Source organism: Pseudomonas alloputida (genome assembly GCF_021283545.2).
In the GTDB taxonomy this organism is placed as follows: domain Bacteria; phylum Pseudomonadota; class Gammaproteobacteria; order Pseudomonadales; family Pseudomonadaceae; genus Aquipseudomonas; species Aquipseudomonas alloputida.
On record NZ_CP128540.1, the window covers coordinates 4,554,044 to 4,573,549 of the forward strand.

Annotated in this window: 15 protein-coding genes; 2 read left to right on the plus strand and 13 right to left on the minus strand. The window is 62.8% G+C overall.

Going from position 1 to position 19,506, the window contains the following annotated elements:
* Positions 1 to 137 precede the first annotated feature (137 nt).
* The 11 genes from LU682_RS21055 to leuC form a co-directional block, all read right to left on the minus strand.
* On the minus strand, positions 138 to 758 hold the full coding sequence (locus LU682_RS21055) for a phosphoribosylanthranilate isomerase (protein WP_010953008.1): 621 nt from the start codon (positions 756 to 758) through the stop codon (positions 138 to 140).
* 61 nt (positions 759 to 819) lie between these two features.
* The gene (truA, locus tag LU682_RS21060) at positions 820 to 1,680 is read right to left on the minus strand and encodes a tRNA pseudouridine(38-40) synthase TruA (protein WP_014754042.1); all 861 of its coding nucleotides are present in this window, start codon (positions 1,678 to 1,680) and stop codon (positions 820 to 822) included.
* Positions 1,681 to 1,817: 137 nt separating this feature from the next.
* Complete coding sequence (locus tag LU682_RS21065; protein WP_010953007.1) at positions 1,818 to 4,553, minus strand: FimV/HubP family polar landmark protein; 2,736 nt, start codon at positions 4,551 to 4,553, stop codon at positions 1,818 to 1,820.
* A gap of 71 nt (positions 4,554 to 4,624) precedes the next feature.
* Complete coding sequence (locus LU682_RS21070) at positions 4,625 to 5,629, minus strand: aspartate-semialdehyde dehydrogenase (RefSeq protein WP_010953006.1); 1,005 nt, start codon at positions 5,627 to 5,629, stop codon at positions 4,625 to 4,627.
* A complete protein-coding gene (locus tag LU682_RS21075; protein ID WP_232857637.1) occupies positions 5,577 to 5,828 on the minus strand; it encodes a hypothetical protein in 252 nt (83 codons plus the stop codon). Before LU682_RS21075 ends, LU682_RS21070 begins: the two co-directional genes overlap by 53 nt.
* Before the next feature lie 180 nt (positions 5,829 to 6,008).
* Complete coding sequence (locus LU682_RS21080; RefSeq protein ID WP_010952894.1) at positions 6,009 to 7,310, minus strand: IS4-like element ISPpu8 family transposase; 1,302 nt, start codon at positions 7,308 to 7,310, stop codon at positions 6,009 to 6,011.
* Positions 7,311 to 8,006: 696 nt separating this feature from the next.
* A complete protein-coding gene (gene asd / locus LU682_RS21085) occupies positions 8,007 to 9,119 on the minus strand; it encodes an aspartate-semialdehyde dehydrogenase (RefSeq protein WP_003247195.1) in 1,113 nt (370 codons plus the stop codon).
* A gap of 63 nt (positions 9,120 to 9,182) precedes the next feature.
* On the minus strand, positions 9,183 to 10,265 hold the full coding sequence (gene leuB, locus LU682_RS21090; protein ID WP_003247194.1) for a 3-isopropylmalate dehydrogenase: 1,083 nt from the start codon (positions 10,263 to 10,265) through the stop codon (positions 9,183 to 9,185).
* 54 nt (positions 10,266 to 10,319) lie between these two features.
* The gene (locus tag LU682_RS21095; protein WP_010953004.1) at positions 10,320 to 11,084 is read right to left on the minus strand and encodes a class I SAM-dependent methyltransferase; all 765 of its coding nucleotides are present in this window, start codon (positions 11,082 to 11,084) and stop codon (positions 10,320 to 10,322) included.
* A gap of 118 nt (positions 11,085 to 11,202) precedes the next feature.
* Complete coding sequence (leuD, locus tag LU682_RS21100) at positions 11,203 to 11,847, minus strand: 3-isopropylmalate dehydratase small subunit (RefSeq protein ID WP_010953003.1); 645 nt, start codon at positions 11,845 to 11,847, stop codon at positions 11,203 to 11,205.
* On the minus strand, positions 11,844 to 13,277 hold the full coding sequence (gene leuC, locus LU682_RS21105) for a 3-isopropylmalate dehydratase large subunit (RefSeq protein WP_010953002.1): 1,434 nt from the start codon (positions 13,275 to 13,277) through the stop codon (positions 11,844 to 11,846). The genes leuD and leuC overlap by 4 nt, the downstream gene beginning before the upstream one ends.
* Before the next feature lie 131 nt (positions 13,278 to 13,408).
* Between leuC and LU682_RS21110 the strand changes: the two genes are divergently transcribed.
* Together LU682_RS21110 and LU682_RS21115 are read left to right on the plus strand one after the other, a co-directional pair.
* Positions 13,409 to 14,287 (plus strand): LysR family transcriptional regulator, encoded by an 879-nt coding sequence (locus LU682_RS21110; protein ID WP_010953001.1) that lies wholly within the window; start codon positions 13,409 to 13,411, stop codon positions 14,285 to 14,287.
* Between the two features lie 61 nt (positions 14,288 to 14,348).
* The gene (locus LU682_RS21115; RefSeq protein WP_049586794.1) at positions 14,349 to 17,645 is read left to right on the plus strand and encodes a bifunctional diguanylate cyclase/phosphodiesterase; all 3,297 of its coding nucleotides are present in this window, start codon (positions 14,349 to 14,351) and stop codon (positions 17,643 to 17,645) included.
* Between the two features lie 90 nt (positions 17,646 to 17,735).
* Here LU682_RS21115 and LU682_RS21120 read toward each other — a convergent pair whose 3' ends face one another.
* Both LU682_RS21120 and LU682_RS21125 read right to left on the minus strand, forming a co-directional pair.
* On the minus strand, positions 17,736 to 18,179 hold the full coding sequence (locus tag LU682_RS21120) for an Hsp20 family protein (protein WP_019437397.1): 444 nt from the start codon (positions 18,177 to 18,179) through the stop codon (positions 17,736 to 17,738).
* Positions 18,180 to 18,520: 341 nt separating this feature from the next.
* Positions 18,521 to 19,492: a tRNA dihydrouridine synthase gene (locus tag LU682_RS21125; RefSeq protein ID WP_010952998.1), complete on the minus strand. Its 972-nt coding sequence runs from the start codon at positions 19,490 to 19,492 to the stop codon at positions 18,521 to 18,523.
* Between the last annotated feature and the right edge of the window lie 14 nt (positions 19,493 to 19,506).

A 19,506-nucleotide genomic window follows, 5' to 3' on the forward strand; every position in this document is an offset into this window, starting at 1 on the left:
GGTGGACCGGCCGCCGGGGCTTCCAGCGCGCCACTCCACCGCTAATGTGTTTTTTTGCCGCCACAGGTGCTGGCATGCGGCCCGCAGGGCTGCGAAAGCTATGGACGATGGCGCGCAGCCAGCCGTCACATCTGCCATCAAGCCTGTTTCACCGCACGCATGAAGGCCTCGATCTTCGCCGCATCCTTGATGCCCTTGGCCTGTTCCACGCCACCGCTGACATCCACCGCATAAGGCTTTACCTGGGCAATGGCCTGGCCAACGTTATCGGCCGACAGCCCGCCCGCAAGGATGATCGGCTTGCCAAGACGCGCCGGTACCAATGACCAGTCGAACGCCTCGCCGGTTCCCCCTGGCACGCCCGGTACATAGGTGTCGAGCAAAATGCCGCGGGCACCCGCGTAAAGCCGACAGGCCGCCTCCAGGTCATCGCCAGGGCGCACACGCAGGGCCTTGATCCAGGGGCGGTGGTAGCCTTCACAGTCCTGCGGGGTTTCATCGCCGTGAAACTGTAGCAGGTCCAGCGGGACCACTTCGAGGATCTCGTTCAGCTCGCAGCGCGAGGCATTGACGAACAGCCCGACCGTGGTCACGAAGGGCGGCAACTCGGCAATGATCGCCCGCGCCTGGCGCACGTCCACCGCCCGCGGGCTCTTGGCATAGAAGACGAAGCCGATGGCATCGGCCCCCGCTTCGGCAGCGGCCAGTGCGTCTTCGATGCGGGTAATCCCGCAGATCTTGCTGCGAACATTGCTCATGGAACAAGAACCCTGATTGTTGCGGCGAAAGGGCGGATGTTAGCAAATGGCTTTTCGCTCGTCAGTCTGCCAACGCCTCGTAACCACTCAAAAAGTGTGGGCCGATGTAACGCTTGGGCAACGCAAACGCTTCGGGGTACTCCACCTGCACCAGGTAAAGCCCGTATGGGTGGGCCGTTACCCCACCTTCACGGCGGTTGCGCCCTTCCAGCACCTCGCGTGCCCAGGCAACCGGACGCTCGCCGGCGCCGATGGCCATCAGCACACCGGCAATGTTACGCACCATGTGGTGCAGGAAGGCGGTGGCACGCACGTCCAGCACGATCATCTGGCCATGGCGGGTAACACGCAGGTGGTAGATGTGCTTGATCGGTGACTTGGCCTGACACTGGCTGGCACGGAAGGCGCTGAAGTCGTGGGTACCGAGCAGGTACTGCGCCGCCTCGGCCATGCGATCGACGTCCAGCGGACGGTGGTTCCAGGTCACTTCTTCGGCCAGGTGCGCCGGGCGAATCGGGTCGTTGTAGATGACATAGCGGTAACGCCGGGCGCAGGCCTTGAAGCGGGCATGAAAGTCGGCCGGCATTGGCCGCGACCAGACCACGCTGATGTCGTGCGGCAGGTTGAAGTTGGTGCCCATGGTCCAGGCGCGCTCGTCACGCACGGCACGGGTATCGAAGTGCACGACCTGCCCGCAGCCGTGAACGCCGGCGTCGGTACGCCCGGCGCAGACCACCGAAATCGGCTCGTTGGCGACCTTGGACAGCGCTTGCTCCAGGGCTTGCTGGACACTCGGCACGCCGCTGGCCTGACGTTGCCAGCCGCGGTAGCGCGCGCCTTTGTATTCCACGCCCAGGGCGATGCGGGAGTAGCCTTCGGCCGCGGATTCGGCGGTAGCGGTGTCGATGATGTCCAAGAGCATGAAACCTGTGGGGTGTACGGAATGGCGGGGATTATAACGACAACGGCAGCCTCGTAGGGCTGCCGCTGATTGCGCACTGCATGCGCGGGCCTCTTCGCGGGCGCGGTCAGCCCGCCAAGAGGCCTGACCTGCTTGCATCAGACCAGCCGGGAGAGCATGTCCTCGGCTTCCTGACGCTGGCTGTCGTCGCCATCCTTGACCACTTCGTCGAGGATGTCGCGCGCGCCCTGGCTGTCACCCATGTCGATATAGGCACGGGCCAGGTCGAGCTTGGTGGCGACTTCGTCACTGCCGGAGAAGAAGTCGAAGTCCAGGTCGTCCAAAGGCTCAGGCTCTGGTTGCGCCACCGCGTCTTCGCTGGTGAAGTGCGGCTCCAGCGATGGCGTTTCGAGGCTCTGCGACAGCTTGTCCAGCTCGGCGTTGACGTCATTGAGCTCCGAGGCAAAGCTCTTGGCGGCTGGCGAATCGTCTTCCAACGACAGGGACAGGTCGAAGTCCGATGGCAAGTCGAACTCGGAGACCGGATCAAACTCCGGTTCGCTGTCGAAGGCAGCCAGTTCGGCGGTGACATCCAGCGGATCTTGCTCCAGCGCCTCAGGGGCAGCCGGGGCAACCGGCTCGCTGACGTCGAGGTCGAAATCAGACAGGTCCACGGCAGGCTGAGGCTCGGCCTGAGCCAGCATGGCCTCGAAATCGGCGTCGGCGTCGGCTTGCAGCTCGGCATCCACGGCAAAGGGCTGTTCTTCCGGCTGAGCTTCTTCCTGTACGGGCTCATCGAGCACAGGCTCAGCGATTATCAGTTCGTCGGGTACGCCCCCCTGCGCCATCGGCTCGTCCAGCACGGACGCGGCCAGCGGGTCTTGATCGGCCAGGTCTTCACCCAGGCTCAGGTCGAAGGCGCTGTCCAGATCCTGCTCGGCCAGGTCCGTTGCATCGAGCGTTGGCACATCATCGAAGGCGTCCAGCTCAGCGTCAGGCGCTGCTTGCGCGACAACCTCTGGCTCAGCCTGCTCTTGCGGCTCGAACCCGGACAACTCGTCAGGCACCACATCGGCAACCACTGGCGCTTTGGGCTCATCGTGCAGCAGCTCTTGCACGTACTGCTCATCCATTTCGGCAGCCAGCGCCGCCGCACCCAGGCCGGCAGCGGCCAGGCCGAGCATGGCGGGGTAACGCTCTTTCAGGCCGGCGACTTCAGCAACGTTCTGCTCGCTGGCCGGCAACTGACGCTCCTGTTCGGCGAACGCGCTCTGGTCACCCTGGCGGGCGTACACGTCCATCAGTTTCAGGCGCAGGTCGTCACGCTCCGGTGCGGCGGCCACGGCGGGCTCCAGCAGCTCGGTGGCACGATTAAGGCGGCCTTCGGCCAGGCATTGGTCGACTTGCGCCAGCAGCGCGGCGTGCGGGTCTGCTTGTGGTTCAGGCTCGGGTGCTGCCTCGGCGACCGGTTCTGCCACTTTTTCCGCAGCGACGGCAGCTGCAGCCGAAGCGGCAACCACAGCCGGCGACAGGGTTACACCCGGCTCGGGGGCTTCGACGCCGCCGAAGCTCTCGATATCGCTGTCGAAACCTGCGCCCTGCTCTTCTTCCAGCGCCCGCGCCATGCGCAGGTGCTTCTCGGCTTCTTGCTGGGCCTTGCGTTTGCGCGCCAGCAGCCACAGCAGCAGTGCCAGCACCAGGATGCTGGAACCGGCAATCACGCCCAGAAGCCACGGGTTGCCCAGGACCGAGTCGAGCGCCCCCTTCGGCTGGCTGGCGGGTGCTGGCTGGGTGTCCGGCACAGGCTGGGGTGCGGTATCGGCAGCAGCAGGTGCCGGATTGACCACGGGCTGCTCCGGGGTATCGGCAGCCGCTGCCGACGCGGCTGCGCCCTGGCCTTCCAGGCGTGCCAACTGGTTGTTCTTCAGCTCGATCAGGCGCTGCAGCTTGTCCAGCTGGCTCTGCAGGTCGGCCATGCGGCTTTTCAGTTCTTCGTTGTCGCGACGGCTGGTGTCCAGGCTTTCCTGGGCCATGGCCAGCTCGTCATTCAACGCCTTGGCCTGGCCTGCACCGGCCTGGTTGCCCGGGCTGACCAGGCGCAGGTTGTCGCCCTGGGCGATACGCGACGGTGCAGCCTCGGCGGCGCCACGGCGAGTGGCATCCAGCTGGCGGGCACGCGGTCCCAGGCGACGGCCTTCACGCCAGGCCGCATACTGCTCGGCCACCTCGCGGTTCGCCTCGCCCTGGGCGATGCTCTGGATCTGCTGCTGGTCGGGCAGGCGCAGTACCTGGCCAACCTTCAGCTGGTTGATGTTGTTGCCGATGAAGGCATCCGGGTTCAAAGCCTGGATCGCGATCATGGTCTGCTGGATCGATCCACCCTGGGTGTTACGCGCGGCAATCTGCCACAAGGTGTCGCGACGCTGGGTGGTGTAGCTGCTGGCACCGGTGATGGCCGGTGTGACATTGCCTGCCGCCGGCTGTTCGCCCTGTGCCTTGGCCTGGTCGAGCAGCACGCTATAGTCACGCAGCAGGCGGCCCTGCGGCCACATCACCTGCACCAGGAACTTGACCACCGGACCTGGCAGCGGCTGACTGGAGGTCACGCGCAGCACACTTTTGCCGTTGGGGTTGATCACCGGTGTGAAGGTCAGGTCTTCGAGGTAGGTCGGAAACGCCACCCCGGCCTTGCTGAACTCTTCCGGTGGCGCCAGGCTCGGCGCCACTTCGGCGGCTTTGAGGTCGCGCACGTCGAGCAATTCGATCTCGGCGTCCAGCGGCTGATTCTGTGCCGACTTCAGGGTCAGCTCCCCCAGGCCCAGCGCATTCGCCATGCCAGACGACAGCGCGGATGCTGCAGCCATGGCCAGAACCAGTTTGCGAATTCGAAGCATGACCTCTTCCCTTGTATGAATCGTCCCGAAACCTGCATGCGGAGCAGGACAAAAGTGCTCGCCAGTATCTTTTACGGCATGTGTTTAATCAACAATTGCGCCACTTGCACGGCATTGAGCGCGGCGCCTTTGCGCACGTTGTCGGTGGTTAGCCAGAGGTTGAGTTGCTGGTCTTCATCAACACCGTGACGTACACGTCCAACATAGACCACGTCTTGGCCCACTGCGTCACCTACCGGGGTCGGATAATCATCGTTTTCCACCCGCTCGATGCTGTCGGCTGCCTCCAGGGCCTGGTTGACCGCTGCCAGGTCTACCGGGCGACGGCTTTGCACGGCCACACTGAAGCTATCGCCGAAAAACACCGGGACTTGAACACAGCTCACGGAAATCTTCAGTTCAGGCAGGCCCAGCAGTACGCGCAGTTCGCTGACCAGGCGGCGCTCCAGCGCGGTATGGCCCTGCTCGTCGGCAGCACCGACCTGGGCCAGCAGGTTGAATGCCACCTGGCGGTCGAAGAAGCGCGGCTCCAGCGGGCGGGCATTGAGCAGTTCGGCGGTTTGCCGGGCCAGCTCGCTGACCGCTTCACGGCCTTGCGCAGACACCGCCAACGCGGCCATCACTTGCACCCGCTCGATGTCCAGCAGGCCTTTGAGCGGCGCCAGCGCGACGGCCAGGGCTACTGCGGCCGAGCATGGGCTGACGATACGCGCTGGCAACGACAGGCTGGCCAGGCGTTCGGCGTTGGCTTCCGGCACCAGGGCCAGGGCGTCGTCCAGGCCGCCGGACAGGTCGATGACCGTGCAGCCCGCCTGCAGCGCCTTGCCGGCAAAGCTGCGGCTGACGGCGGCGCCGGTGGCGAAGAAGGCCAGCTTGACCTGGGCGAAGTCGAAGCTGTCGACTTCGCGCACCTTCAGTTTCTTGCCAGCGAACATCACGCTGCTGCCCGCCGATTCCATGCTGGCCAGCAGGTGCAGAGTGGCAACCGGGAATGCCAGTTCTTCGAGGATCTGCACCAAGGCTTCACCGACGCTGCCGGTGGCGCCGACGACGGCGATATCCAAAGGGTGTGTCATGGAAGGGATCCTTTTGCTGTAAACGGCGGGGGCGGCACTTTACTCGGATTGTAGGGTTTTGTCTGTGCCTCCCCCAGCGTTGCCTATTGCTGTAGCTATTGCTGTTGCTGTTGATCTTGATCTTGATCTTGATCTTGATCTTGATCTTCGCGACTTCAGGAGGCCGAACGCAGGCCTTGCGGAGGCAGGTGACGGGCATGGATGCCCGTCAAGCGCTGAGGCCCCAGGATGGGGCCTTCGGCGCGGTCCTGCCGGGAGCAAGGCCGGAGTGAGGGGACCCCGGAGCGCAGCGCAGGGGCCGGATGATGGGAGCGCAGCGTTTTTTGGTTACTTTTTGTCGCGTTTGACAAAAAGTGACTCGCCGTAAGGGCCATCCCTTTCAAGGTCTTTTGGTTTTGGCGGCTTTGATGACCCGATCCGTCGAAACATGAGCATGTACAGCCGTCCCTTGCACCCAGGCCTTCGCTTTGAGCACCTTGGGGCCTCGTGGGCTTTTCGCAACCTGTCTGGGCTGGATGTTTCTGGCCAGCTCCAGCAGGCGCTGAGCCAGGTTTTCCATCGGAACAACGGGCATGTACTCGGATGGCAGGGCAATCTGCATGCCTTCGTAACCCCCTCTGATCTGCACCGCCAAGTGATAGATCGAGGCTTCCCAATTCTCGGGCAAGGCATCGCGGTGAGCCTGTTCAACACTTCGCTTGAGCAAGGCCAGAACGTTGTATGCCAGCACGGCAGTGGTGAATCCAAGCAAGGCGGCTCGCGGACTGCCGAGGGTTTCAATTTCACTTTCCAGAATTGCTTCCAACCGCTGGAACATCCCTTCAATGCTCCAGCGGCGCCGATAGAAGTCTGCGATCTGTTGCGCACTGATGCTCTCGGGCAGGTTGCTCCAGAACATCAAGCTGTTATCACCTGAGTCGTTTGGTGAATGAAGCGTTAACTCGACACGTCGCCAGCGGTGCCCGCCTTTTACTTCGATGGATTGCTCGCGCACAGTGCCTGTGGCGACGGGCATCGGTGCTTGCCACTCACCTTCCTGGATCAAGCGTGGATGCTTGGCCTGCTGGCGAATGACAAATGATGTCTTCACCTGTTCGCACGCCTCCATTACAGGCAGCGTGCAGTAGAGACGGTCAGCGATCCAAACCTGATTGGTCTTTGCTTCAGCCAGCAACGGCAAAACACAAACTCGTTCGCTTGCGTAGGCGTCCTCGCACGGCTGGAGGTCAATTACCTGATCCAGGTCGGGGTCGTAAACCACCACCGAAAACCCGGGGCGAGCCGCTCCGCGCTCTTGGCGCAACGCGCCAAGACGCTTTTCGGTAGAGGCCAAGTGGCTGCCATCGACCACCCGAACTTGCCAATCAGGAAGCATGGCTGAGCAGCCCAACTCATGGATTGTCGGCGCCAAGCGCTGCGCGCAGCCTGTCACCAGAGCACGCAACAGGGCAGGTTCGGTTCGACTGATCTTGTCGTACAGAGCTGCCAGGCTGACGGGAAGGTCGTCCAGTTGTCTTGCCGCAGCATGCAGCGATGGCTTCAAGCCCAATGAAACAAGCGACATCAACTTGATAATGGTCGAGAACAGCAGCTCGCGAGAATACTGCCGTTGGCGGTGCTCCTCGAAAACCTGATCGACCCACTCCGGCGCAATGGCCTGCTCCAAGGCAAGTTTGGCCATTACGCTGGCGGGTGCTTTTTTCTCGAATCGCGCTAGTACATCAGCCCACATCGCTCGGGTCTTCCTGACTGGATTTCAGCGAATTCTACCGAAGACCTTGAAAGGGATGGCCGTAAGGGCGAAAAGGTGAGTATGTGTCGCCATCGTGAATGGACTGTTCGCTGAGTCAAAACAGACGAATTTGCTTCTTGCTTCTTGCTTCTTGCTTCTTGGATGTGGGCATTCACACCGAGTAGGTATTCATTCACGCAGGTGGCGCATAGTCACCTTTCCGCCCTTACGGCGGGTCCCTTTTTGTCGTGGCAAAAAGGAACCAAAAACCGTCGGCTCCCATCATCCGGCCCCTGCGCTACGCTCCGGGGTCCCCTCGCTCCGGGCTTGCTCCCGGGAGGACCGCGCTGCAGGCCCCATCCTGGGGCCCAGCGCTTGACGGGCATCCATGCCCGTCACCTCCCTCCGCAAGCCCTGCGCTCGGCCTCCTGAAGTCGCAATCTGCGTCGCCTGAACTACCGCGCACTTAGAAGCAAAAGCAAAAGCAACGGCAACGGCAACGGCTCTGTCAGAGCAGACATTTCGCCATTAAACAGCGGCATGAATTATCCGGCGATTAGGCCCGCGACCCAAATGCATACTTTCAGGCATAAAAAAATACCGCACTGTCACCAGTGCGGTATTTTTCAGGTGAAGCCTGAACGATCAACGCTCCAGCAGAATCCGCAACATGCGGCGCAGCGGTTCGGCGGCGCCCCACAGCAGCTGGTCACCCACGGTGAACGCGCCCAGGTACTGCGACCCCATGTTCAGCTTGCGCAGACGGCCAACCGGGATGTTCAGGGTGCCGGTAACCTTGGTCGGGGTCAGCTCCTGCATGCTGATTTCACGCTGGTTCGGCACCAGCTTCACCCAAGGGTTGTGCTGGCTGATCATGCCTTCGATGTCGGCGATCGGCACGTCCTTGTTCAGCTTGATGGTCAGCGCCTGGCTGTGGCAGCGCATGGCGCCAATGCGCACACAGATGCCGTCGACCGGGATCGGGCTCTTGAAGCGACCGAGGATCTTGTTGGTTTCGGCCTGGGCCTTCCACTCTTCGCGGCTCTGACCGTTCGGCAGTTCCTTGTCGATCCATGGGATCAGGCTGCCCGCCAGCGGCACGCCGAAGTTCTCGGTCGGGAACGCTTCGCTGCGCATGGTCTCGGCAACCTTGCGGTCGATATCGAGAATGGCGCTGGCCGGGTTGGCCAGGTCATCGGCCACTGCCGCGTGGGTAGCACCCATCTGCTTGATCAGCTCGCGCATGTTCTGCGCGCCGGCACCCGAAGCCGCCTGGTAGGTCATGGCGCTCATCCACTCGACCAGACCGGCCTCGAACAGGCCACCCAGGCCCATCAGCATCAGACTGACGGTGCAGTTGCCACCGATGTAGTTCTTGGTACCGGCATCCAGCTGCTGGTCGATGACCTTGCGGTTGACCGGGTCGAGGATGATCACCGCGTCATCCTGCATGCGCAGGGACGAAGCGGCGTCGATCCAGTAACCCTGCCAGCCGGCTTCACGCAGCTTGGGGAAGACCTCGTTGGTGTAGTCGCCACCCTGGCAGGTCAGGATCACGTCGAGGGTCTTGAGTTCTTCAATCGAATAAGCGTCCTTGAGGGGCGCTGTATCCTTGCCCACGTTCGGACCCTGGCCACCAACATTGGAGGTAGTGAAGAACACCGGCTCGATAAGGTCGAAATCCTGCTCCTCCAGCATCCGCTGCATGAGCACGGAACCGACCATACCGCGCCAACCGATCAGACCTACACGTTTCATCGCAACTACACCTTTGCTAAAAGTGGGCCGCCACCGGGAATTTTGGGGGGCGGGCCAGAGAGATTACAGATTCCGCAGCGCTGCGACTACTGCGTCGCCCATTTCCTGCGTACCAACTTTGCGGCAGCCTTCCGAGAAGATGTCGCCGGTACGCAGCCCCTGGTCCAGAACCAGGCTCACGGCCTTCTCGATCGCCTCGGCGGCAGCCGACTGATTGAAGCTGTAACGCAACATCATCGACACCGACAGGATGGTCGCCAGTGGGTTGGCGATGCCAAGGCCGGCGATGTCCGGTGCCGAGCCGTGGCAAGGCTCGTACATGCCTTTGTTGTCGGCATCCAGGGACGCCGAAGGCAGCATGCCGATGGAACCGGTCAACATGGAAGCTTCATCCGACAGAATGTCACCGAACATGTTGTCGGTCACCATCACGTCGAACTGTTTGGGGGCACGCACCAGCTGCATGGCAGCGTTGTCGACGTACATGTGGCTCAGTTCCACGTCCGGGTAGTCCTTGGCCACGTCTTCGACCACTTCACGCCACAGCTGGCTGGAGGCCAGAACGTTGGCCTTGTCCACCGAGCACAGCTTCTTGCCGCGCACGCGGGCCATGTCGAAGCCGACACGGGCAATGCGGCGCACTTCGCTTTCGCTGTACGGCAGGGTGTCGTAGGCCTGGCGTTCGCCACCTTCCAGCTCGCGCTGGCCACGCGGGGCACCGAAGTAGATGCCGCCGGTCAGCTCACGGACAATGAGGATGTCCAGGCCCGACACGATTTCCGGCTTCAGCGACGAGGCATCGGCCAGTTGCGGGTAAAGGATGGCCGGGCGCAGGTTGGCGAACAGGCCCAGTTGCGAGCGGATCTTCAGCAGGCCGCGCTCCGGGCGAATGTCTCGCTCGATCTTGTCCCACTTCGGCCCGCCCACAGCCCCCAGCAGCACTGCATCGGCCTTGCGCGCACGCTCCAGGGTTTCGTCGGCCAGCGGCACACCGTGCTTGTCGATGGCGGCACCGCCAATCACGTCGTGCGCCAGGCTGAAGCCGAGCTGGAACTTGTCGTTGGCCAGCTCCAGTACCTTGACTGCCTCGGCCATGATTTCCGGGCCGATACCGTCACCTGGGAGAATCAGAATCTGCTTGCTCATGCTTTCCTCTATCCATTCACGCGGCGTGGCCAAGCGGGCCCCACCGAAAAGTGCTTAACGCTCGGCCCACAACACCAGCACATCGGTGCTGAACGAGCCGTCGGCCTCGATCTGGTAATACTGCCGTACTTCTTCGCCCATGGCTTGCTGCAATTGGCGGATGGCCACGCGCATCGGCTCGGGGGTGCGCATGCGCTCAACCCAGGTGCTCCACTCCAGGCGCAACGTTTGGCGGGTGTGGCTGCGCACGTGCAGGCCGGCTTCGCTGACCTGGCGTTGCCACTCGGCGGCGGAGTAGTCGCGCACGTGGCTGGTGTCGCGCAGCACTTCGACCGTTTGCAGGTAAGTGTCGAGCAGCGGGCTGCCCGGCGACATCACGTCGATGAACGCCGCCACACCACCTGGCTTGAGCACCCGGCGCACCTCGCGCAGAGCCAGGCCCAGGTCGCTCCAGTGGTGGGCCGAATAACGGCTGAAGACAAAGTCGAACGAAGCATCGGCGAACGGCAGGCGTTCGGCAGCGCCGCGTTCGGTCGTGATATTGGCCAGGCCACGCTCGGCGGCGGCGCTGGCGACCACGTCGAGCATGGACTGCGAGAGGTCGTAGGCGACCACTTCGGCAACCAGCGGGGCGACGTGGAAGCTGACATGACCGGCACCGCAGCCCAGGTCCAGCACGCGGGCATGGGCCTGCCCTGCCAGCTCAGCCTGCAGCAGGGCGAATTCACTGCCTTGGGCGTGCACGGCGCTGCTGAGGTAGGCGCTGGCCTGCTCGCCGAACTGGCGTTGGACCACATCGATGTGCTGGGTGCTGGTCATGTCTCGTTCCTTTAGATTTTTGTTGCCTGTGCCGGCCTCTTCGCGGGTAAACCCGCGCCTACAGCGACCGCGTAACTTTCTGTAGGAGCGAGGAGGCCCGCACTGTCACCTACGAACTTCAGGCATCACGGAACAGCCAAGGCTGGCTGGCGCGGTGCTTGGCTTCGAAGGCCTTGATCGCGTCGCTGTCCTGCAAGGTCAGGCCGATATCGTCCAGACCGTTGAGCAGGCAGTGCTTGCGGAACGCATCGATCTCGAAGTGCAGCACCTTGCCATCCGGGCGGGTCACCGCCTGCGCCTGCAGGTCGATGGTCAGCTGGTAGCCCGGGTTGGCTTCGACCTGCTTGAACAGCTCGTCGACTTCCTCATCGCTGAGAATGATCGGCAGCAAGCCGTTCTTGAAGCTGTTGTTGAAGAAAATGTCGGCAAAGCTCGGCGCAATGATGCTGCGGAAGCCGTACTCGTCCAGCGCCCAGGGGGCATGCTCACGGCTGGAGCCGCAACCAAAGTTTTCCCGCGCCAGCAACACGCTGGCACCTTGGTAGCGCGCGTGGTTGAGCACGAACTCTTCGTTGAGCGGGCGCTTGCTGTTGTCCTGGTAGGGCTGACCCACGTCCAGGTAACGCCACTCGTCGAACAGGTTCGGGCCAAAGCCAGTGCGCTTGATCGACTTCAAGAACTGCTTGGGGATGATCTGGTCGGTGTCGACGTTGGCACGGTCCAACGGTGCGACGATGCCAGTGTGCTGGGTAAAGGCTTTCATGCTGCGCTCCCTTGGATCAACTCGCGGACATCGATGAAGTGGCCCGCTACAGCAGCAGCGGCGGCCATGGCCGGACTGACCAGGTGGGTACGGCCACCGGCGCCCTGACGGCCTTCGAAGTTGCGGTTGGAGGTGGACGCACAGTGCTCGCCGCTTTCAAGGCGGTCCGGGTTCATCGCCAGGCACATCGAGCAGCCTGGTTCACGCCATTCGAAACCGGCTTCGAGGAAGATCTTGTCCAGGCCCTCACGCTCGGCCTGGGCCTTGACCAGACCGGAACCTGGCACGACGATGGCTTGCTTGACGCTGGCGGCCACCTTGCGGCCCTTGGCGATTTCCGCCGCAGCGCGCAGGTCCTCGATTCGCGAGTTGGTGCACGAGCCGATGAACACACGGTCCAGCTTGATGTCGGTGATCGCCTGGTTGGCGGTCAGACCCATGTACTTCAAGGCACGCTCGATCGAACCACGCTTGACCAGGTCGGTTTCGGCAGCCGGATCCGGTACGCGCTGGTCGACGGCCAGGACCATCTCGGGCGAAGTGCCCCAGCTGACCTGTGGCTTGATCTGGCTGGCATCCAGCTCGACCACGGTGTCGAATACGGCATCGTCATCCGACACCAGGTCTTTCCACGACTCGACCGCTTGCTTCCACTGCTCGCCCTTCGGCGCGTACGGGCGCCCTTCGACGTAGGCAACGGTAGTGGCATCGGTTGCCACCAGGCCCACGCGGGCGCCGGCTTCGATGGACATGTTGCAGATGGTCATGCGGCCTTCCATCGACAATTCGCGAATGGCACTGCCTGCGAATTCCATGGCGTGACCGTTGCCACCGGCGGTGCCGATCTTGCCGATCACGGCCAGCACGATATCCTTGGCGGTGACGCCGGCAGGCAATTGGCCTTCCACGCGCACCAGCATGTTCTTCATCTTCTTGGCGACCAGGCACTGGGTGGCGAGCACGTGCTCGACCTCGGAAGTGCCGATGCCATGGGCCAAGGCACCGAAGGCGCCGTGAGTGGAGGTGTGCGAGTCACCGCAGACCACGGTCATGCCCGGCAAGGTGGCGCCCTGCTCCGGGCTGATGACGTGGACGATGCCCTGGCGCTCGTCATTCATCTTGAATTCGACGATGCCGTATTCGTCACAGTTCTCGTCGAGGGTCTGCACCTGCAGGCGCGACACCTGGTCGACGATCGCCTCGATACCGCCCTTGCGCTCTGGCGTGGTCGGCACGTTGTGGTCGGGCGTGGCGATGTTGGCGTCGATACGCCATGGCTTGCGGTTGGCCAGGCGCAGGCCTTCGAAGGCCTGGGGCGACGTCACTTCGTGGATGATGTGGCGGTCGATGTAGATCAGGGACGAGCCGTCATCACGGCGCTTGACCTCATGGGCTTCCCAGAGTTTGTCGTAGAGCGTTTTGCCAGCCATCAGACTGTTCCTCATCAGCGTCTTTCTATGCCAAAGACCCCTTGGCTTGTACGGACGATGCTAGGGGGTTAGATTGAATAACTCAAATTCATAATTTTTATGCTTTGGATAACCCAAAGGAATACGACACCATGGACCTGGCCAACCTCAGTGCCTTCATCGCCATTGCCGAAACCGGCAGCTTTTCCGGCGCAGCCGAACGCCTGTTCCTGACCCAGCCGGCCATCAGCAAACGCATCGCCGGCCTGGAGCAGCAACTGGACGTGCGCCTGTTCGACCGCCTGGGCCGCGAGGTGACCCTGACTGAAGCCGGGCGCGCACTGCTGCCGCGTGCGTACCAGATCCTCAACGTCCTGGATGATACCCGACGGGCGCTGACCAATCTGACCGGGGCCGTGAGCGGTCGCCTGACCCTGGCCACCAGCCACCACATCGGCCTGCACCGCCTGCCCCCGTTGTTACGGGTTTTCACCCGCCAGTACCCGGCAGTAGCACTGGATATTCAGTTCATGGATTCGGAACAGGCCTACGACGAGATTCTGCATGGCCGCGCCGAAATCGCCGTTATCACCCTGGCGCCCGAGCCGCACCATTTGGTCAAGGCCGTGCCGGTGTGGGACGACGCCCTGGACTTCGTCGCCGCCCCCGAGCACCCGCTGGCCAACAACCAGTCGGTCAGCCTGGCTGACATCGCCCGCCACCCGGCGGTATTTCCCGGCGGCAACACCTTTACCCACCATATTGTCCAGCGCCTGTTCGAAAGCCAGGGCTTGACGCCGAACATCGCCATGAGCACCAACTACCTGGAAACCATCAAGATGATGGTGTCGATCGGCCTGGCCTGGAGCGTGCTGCCACGCACCATGCTCGACGAACAGGTTGCACCCATCGCTTTACCCGGCATACAGCTGTCGCGCCAGCTAGGCTACATTCTGCACACGGAGCGTACGCTATCGAATGCGGCCAGGGCATTCATGGCCCTGCTCGACAGCCACTCAGGGCCCACCTGACCGGCTGTCAGCCAGCTATTCGTATTCCAAGGACACGTCATACGCCACAGGTCTGGTACCAATGCCCAAATCAGCAAACCGCTTTTTGCGCCTGCCGCGAATACCCGCAGCTGATCCCCAGGAGTCCGAGCAGGCCTGGCAGAACGCCCCGCAACTGCTGGCAGCGCTCAACGGTGCGCACCTGGGTGCCTGGCTATGGGATATCGAAAGCGGCAGGGTTAGTTGGTCGCGGGGCACCCAGGCCCTGTTCGGTTTCGATCCACAGCGGCCACTGCCCGCCGATATCGATTACCTCGACCTGCTGCCCGAGGAGGATCGCGCCCGCACGCGCCAGGTGTTCCAGGCGGTGGTCAATGGCGAGCCGGTGGAGCAAGCCATGCGCCACCGTATCCGCTGGCCGGACGGCAGCCTGCACTGGCTGGAGATCAACGGCAGCCTGACCCACGACCCGCACGGCCGACCGCAGATGATCGGCGTGATCCGCGAGATCACCCGCCAGCGCGAACGGGAAACGGCGCTGATCAATTCGGAAAAGCGCTTCGCCACGCTGTTTCACCTGAGCCCCAACGCCATTTTGCTGACCCGCCGCCGCGATGGCATGATCTTCGAGGTCAACCAGCACTTCGAAGACATGTTCGGCTGGCCCGGCAGCCAGGTGATCGGCAAGACCAGCCTGGAACTGGGCCTGTGGGTCAACCCCGAACAGCGCCACCAGATAGTGGAGTCGACCCGTGCCAACGGCGGCCCGCTGATCATGGAGGTGCAATTCCGCGCAACCAGCGGCAAGGTGCATGACGGCATCCTGTGCACCCAGGGCATCGAGCTGGAAGGCGTGACTTTCCTGATCAGTACATTCGTCGACACCACCGAACGCAAGCGTGCCGAGCAGGCCCTGAAGGACAGCCAGGAGCGCCTGGACCTGGCCCTGGACTCGGCGCAACTTGGCACCTGGGACTGGCACATCCCAAGCGGCATGCTCTACGGCTCGGCCCGCGCCGCGCAGCTGCATGGCTTGCCGCCCATCCCCTTTCATGAATCGTTCGATGCGTTCTTCGAGGGCGTGCCGGAGCACGAGCGCAACTCGATGCGACAAGCCTACCGTAGCCTGCGCGAAGGGCCCGCCGGCAACTATCAGATCACCTACCGGGTGCAGCTGGAAAACGGCACTTCACGCTACATCGAAAGCCGCGCGCGGCTGTACCGCGACGACCAGGGCATCCCCCTGCGCATGGCGGGCACCTTGCTCGACATCACCGATCAGGTGGAGCGCGAACAACGCCTGAGCGCCTCGGAAGAGAAGTTTGCCAGCCTGTTCCAGGTCAGCCCCGACCCGATCTGCGTCACACGCCAGGACACTGGCCAGTTCATCGAGATCAATCCGGCGTTCACCCAGACCTTCGGCTGGAGCAGCGCGCAGGTGCTTGGGCGTACCGCCGAGGAAATCGGCCTGTGGGCCGAGTCCGTCGAGCGCGCGAAACGTATCGAGCAGGTGATCCGCGAACAGGCCTTGAGTAACGTCGCCGTGGTACTCAACCACCGCAATGGCGACCCGCTGACCTGTGTGATTTCCAGCCGCCTGATCACCGTCGACGACCAGCCCTGCAGCGTGACCACCCTGCGCGACATCACCCAGCAACAACGCGCCGAAGCCGCGCTGAAGTCCAGCGAGGAGAAGTTCGCCAAGGCCTTCCACTCCAGCCCCGACGCCATCACCATCACCGAACGCCACAGCGGCCGCTACCTGGAGGTCAACGACGGCTTCTGCCGCCTGACCGGCTACAGCACTGATGAAGTGATCGGCCACACGGTGTATGAGATCGGCATCTGGGCCGACGACAAGCAGCGCAGCGCGCTGCTGGCCGAGTTGCGCGAGCGCGGCCGGGTACACCACCGCGAGATGCTCGGGCGCAACAAGCGTGGCGATATCCTCACGGTCGAGGTTTCGGTGGAACCGATCACCCTCAACGAAGTGGATTGCCTGCTGCTGACCGCCCGCGACGTCAGCCAGCTGAAGAACGCCCAGGCGCAGATACGCCACCTGGCCTATCACGACCCGCTGACCAACCTGCCCAACCGCGCCTTGCTGATGGACCGCCTGAGCCAGCAGATCGCCCTGCTCAAGCGCCATAACCTGCGTGGCGCCCTGCTGTTCCTCGACCTCGACCACTTCAAGCACATCAACGACTCGCTGGGCCACCCGGTGGGCGACACCGTGCTGAAGATCATCACCGCCCGCCTTGAGGCCAGCGTGCGCCTGGAGGACACCGTGGCGCGTCTGGGGGGCGACGAATTCGTGGTGCTGCTTAGCGGCCTGGAAGGGAGCCGCGAACACGTTGAAGAGAAAGTGCGCGAGCTGGCCGACACCCTGCGCGAACTGCTGGCCGAGCCAATGTCACTGGATGGCCAGCGCCTGCAGGTAACGCCCAGCATCGGCGTGGCGCTGATCCCCGACCACGGCACCACACCGGCCGACCTGCTCAAACGTGCCGATATCGCCCTGTACCGGGCCAAGGACTCCGGTCGCAACACCACCCAGCTGTTTCACACCACCATGCAGAAGGCCGCCAGCGAGCGCCTGCGCATGGAAAACGACCTGCGCCTGGCCCTGGCCCGTGGCGAGCTGGCACTGCACTTCCAGCCGCAGGTGGATGCCCGCGACAACCGCATCGTCGGTGCCGAAGTACTGTTGCGCTGGCACCACCCGCAACTGGGTCAGCAACCGCCCTCGCAGTTCATCCAGGTACTGGAAGAAAGTGGCCTGATCCTTGAAGTTGGCAGCTGGATTCTCGACGAAGCCTGCGACGCCTGCGCCCGCATGCTGACCGACGGGCTGATCGACGCTGATGATTTCAACCTGTGCGTGAACATAAGCCCGCGACAGTTCCGCCAGAACGACTTTGTCGGGCGGGTGCTGCGCAGCCTGGACGATTACCGCCTGCCGCGGCAGATGCTGACGCTGGAAATCACAGAAGGCATCGTCATACAGAACCTGGAAGACACCATCAGCAAGATGTGCGAGCTGAAGCGCTACGGGGTGAGTTTTGCCATGGATGACTTCGGCACCGGCTATTCCTCGCTGACTTACCTGAAGCGCCTGCCGGTCGATGCGCTGAAGATCGACCAGAGCTTCGTACGCGATGCTCCGGTCGACCCCAACGACGCAGAAATTGTCCGCGCCATTGTCGCCATGGCGCGCAGCCTGGACCTGGCGGTGATTGCCGAAGGGGTAGAACTGACCGAACAGCTGGCGTTTCTCGAGCGGCTGGGGTGCCATCTGTACCAGGGTTATCTGCACAGCCGGCCATTACCGTTACCGGAGTTTCGGCAGATGTTGCTGGAGGCGCCGGCAGATTACTGATCGCATGACGGCCGCGCACCTACGCGGGACTGCGTGAGAAGCACGAAAAAGGGCACCTCTGGAGGTGCCCTTTTTTTCGTTGCAGCTCGATCAGTTCAGCGCTGGTTTTTCGCCATTGATCGGAATGCGCTTGGCCTTGGCTTCTTCAGGCACGATGCGCAGCAGGTCGATGCTGAGCAGGCCATTGGCCAGGCCGGCGGCCTTCACTTCGATGTGATCTGCCAGGCGGAACGACAGCTTGAAGGCGCGTTGTGCGATACCCTGGTGCAGGTAGGTCACTTCAGCGGCGCTATTGTCGCGCTTGCCACCGGTCACGGTCAGGACACCTTTTTCGACCTGCAGGTCGAGGTCCTCTTCCTGGAAACCGGCTGCAGCAACCACGATGCGGTAGTGGTCATCGCCATGCTTTTCCACGTTATAGGGCGGGTAGCTGCTACCGGCCTCGTTACGTGCCGCGGATTCGAACAGGTCGTTGAAACGGTCGAAACCAACGGAATGACGGAACAGTGGAGCAAGAGAGAAAGCAGTAGTCATGGTCATAAACTCCTGAGATTCAGCAAGTAAGTCATTACGCGACCCGGCTTCGGCATCGCGTACTCAAAAGATATGGCCGAGGGAAATGCTTTCAAGGGATAAATAGAAAAAATTTGATTTTTTTGCACGGGGTTTGATGGCCTCTTCGCGGGTGAACCCGTTCCTACACGGCGGCCTGTGCCCAACCACCGACCTGTGTCCATCCTCGATCAGGCGTAGGAGCGGGTTTACCCGCGAATAGGGTAGCGGCGGCAACAGTGAACGGCGGGTGGGGATTGGCCAGCAGGGCCGGCCCTTTCGCGGGTAAACCCGCTCCTACAGGTGCAGTACCAGCGGCCTGCTCAGGCGACGCAAGCCTCCAAGACTTGCGCCTCTACCCCCAGCAACCGGCTGATCCGCGCGCAGTCATCTTCCCGGCGCAACTCGGCAAACAACACCACCGCTTCAGGGTAACTGCGAGTCAGCATCGCCAGCCACTGCTTCATCCGCCCCGGCGCATAACGCGGCGACAATTTGGCCTGGGCCTGGCGCCAGAACTCGCGCAACAGAGGCAACAAGTCATGCCAGCTCATCGGTTGATAGTCGCGCCCGTCCCGCGCCGCCGCAATCTGCAGGCCCAGGTCCGGGCGCGATACCAGCCCACGCCCGAGCATGATGTCTTCAGCGCCACTGACCTCGCGGCAACGCCGCCAGTCATCGACCGTCCAGATCTCACCATTGGCGAACACCGGCACCTTGACCACATCCTGTACCCGCGCCACCCACTCCCAGTGCGCTGGCGGCTTGTAGCCCTCAACCTTGGTCCGAGCGTGCACCACCAGGTGTGCCGAACCGCCTTCGGCCAAAGCCGTGGCGCACTCCAGTGCCCCGTCGGGGCTGTCGAAGCCCAGGCGCATCTTCGAGGTCACCGGGATATTTGCCGGCACCGCCCGCCGCACTTCACGCACAATGGCGTGCAGCAACTCCGGCTCTTTGAGCAGTACCGCGCCACCGCGCGACTTGTTCACCGTCTTTGCCGGGCAACCGAAGTTCAGGTCGATCACCGGCGCCCCAAGCTCGCAAGCCAGTGCAGCGTTTTCCGCCAGGCATACTGGGTCAGAACCCAGCAATTGCACGCGCATGGGCACACCGGCAGCCGTGCGCGCGCCCTGACGCAGTTCAGGCGCCAGCTTGTCGAACGAGGACGCCGGCAACAGGCGGTCGCACACGCGAATGAACTCGGTGACGCACCAGTCGATACCGCCCACACGAGTCAATACGTCGCGCAGGATGTTGTCGACCAGCCCCTCCATGGGGGCCAGGGCAATTTGCATGTCGGGGTCTCAGC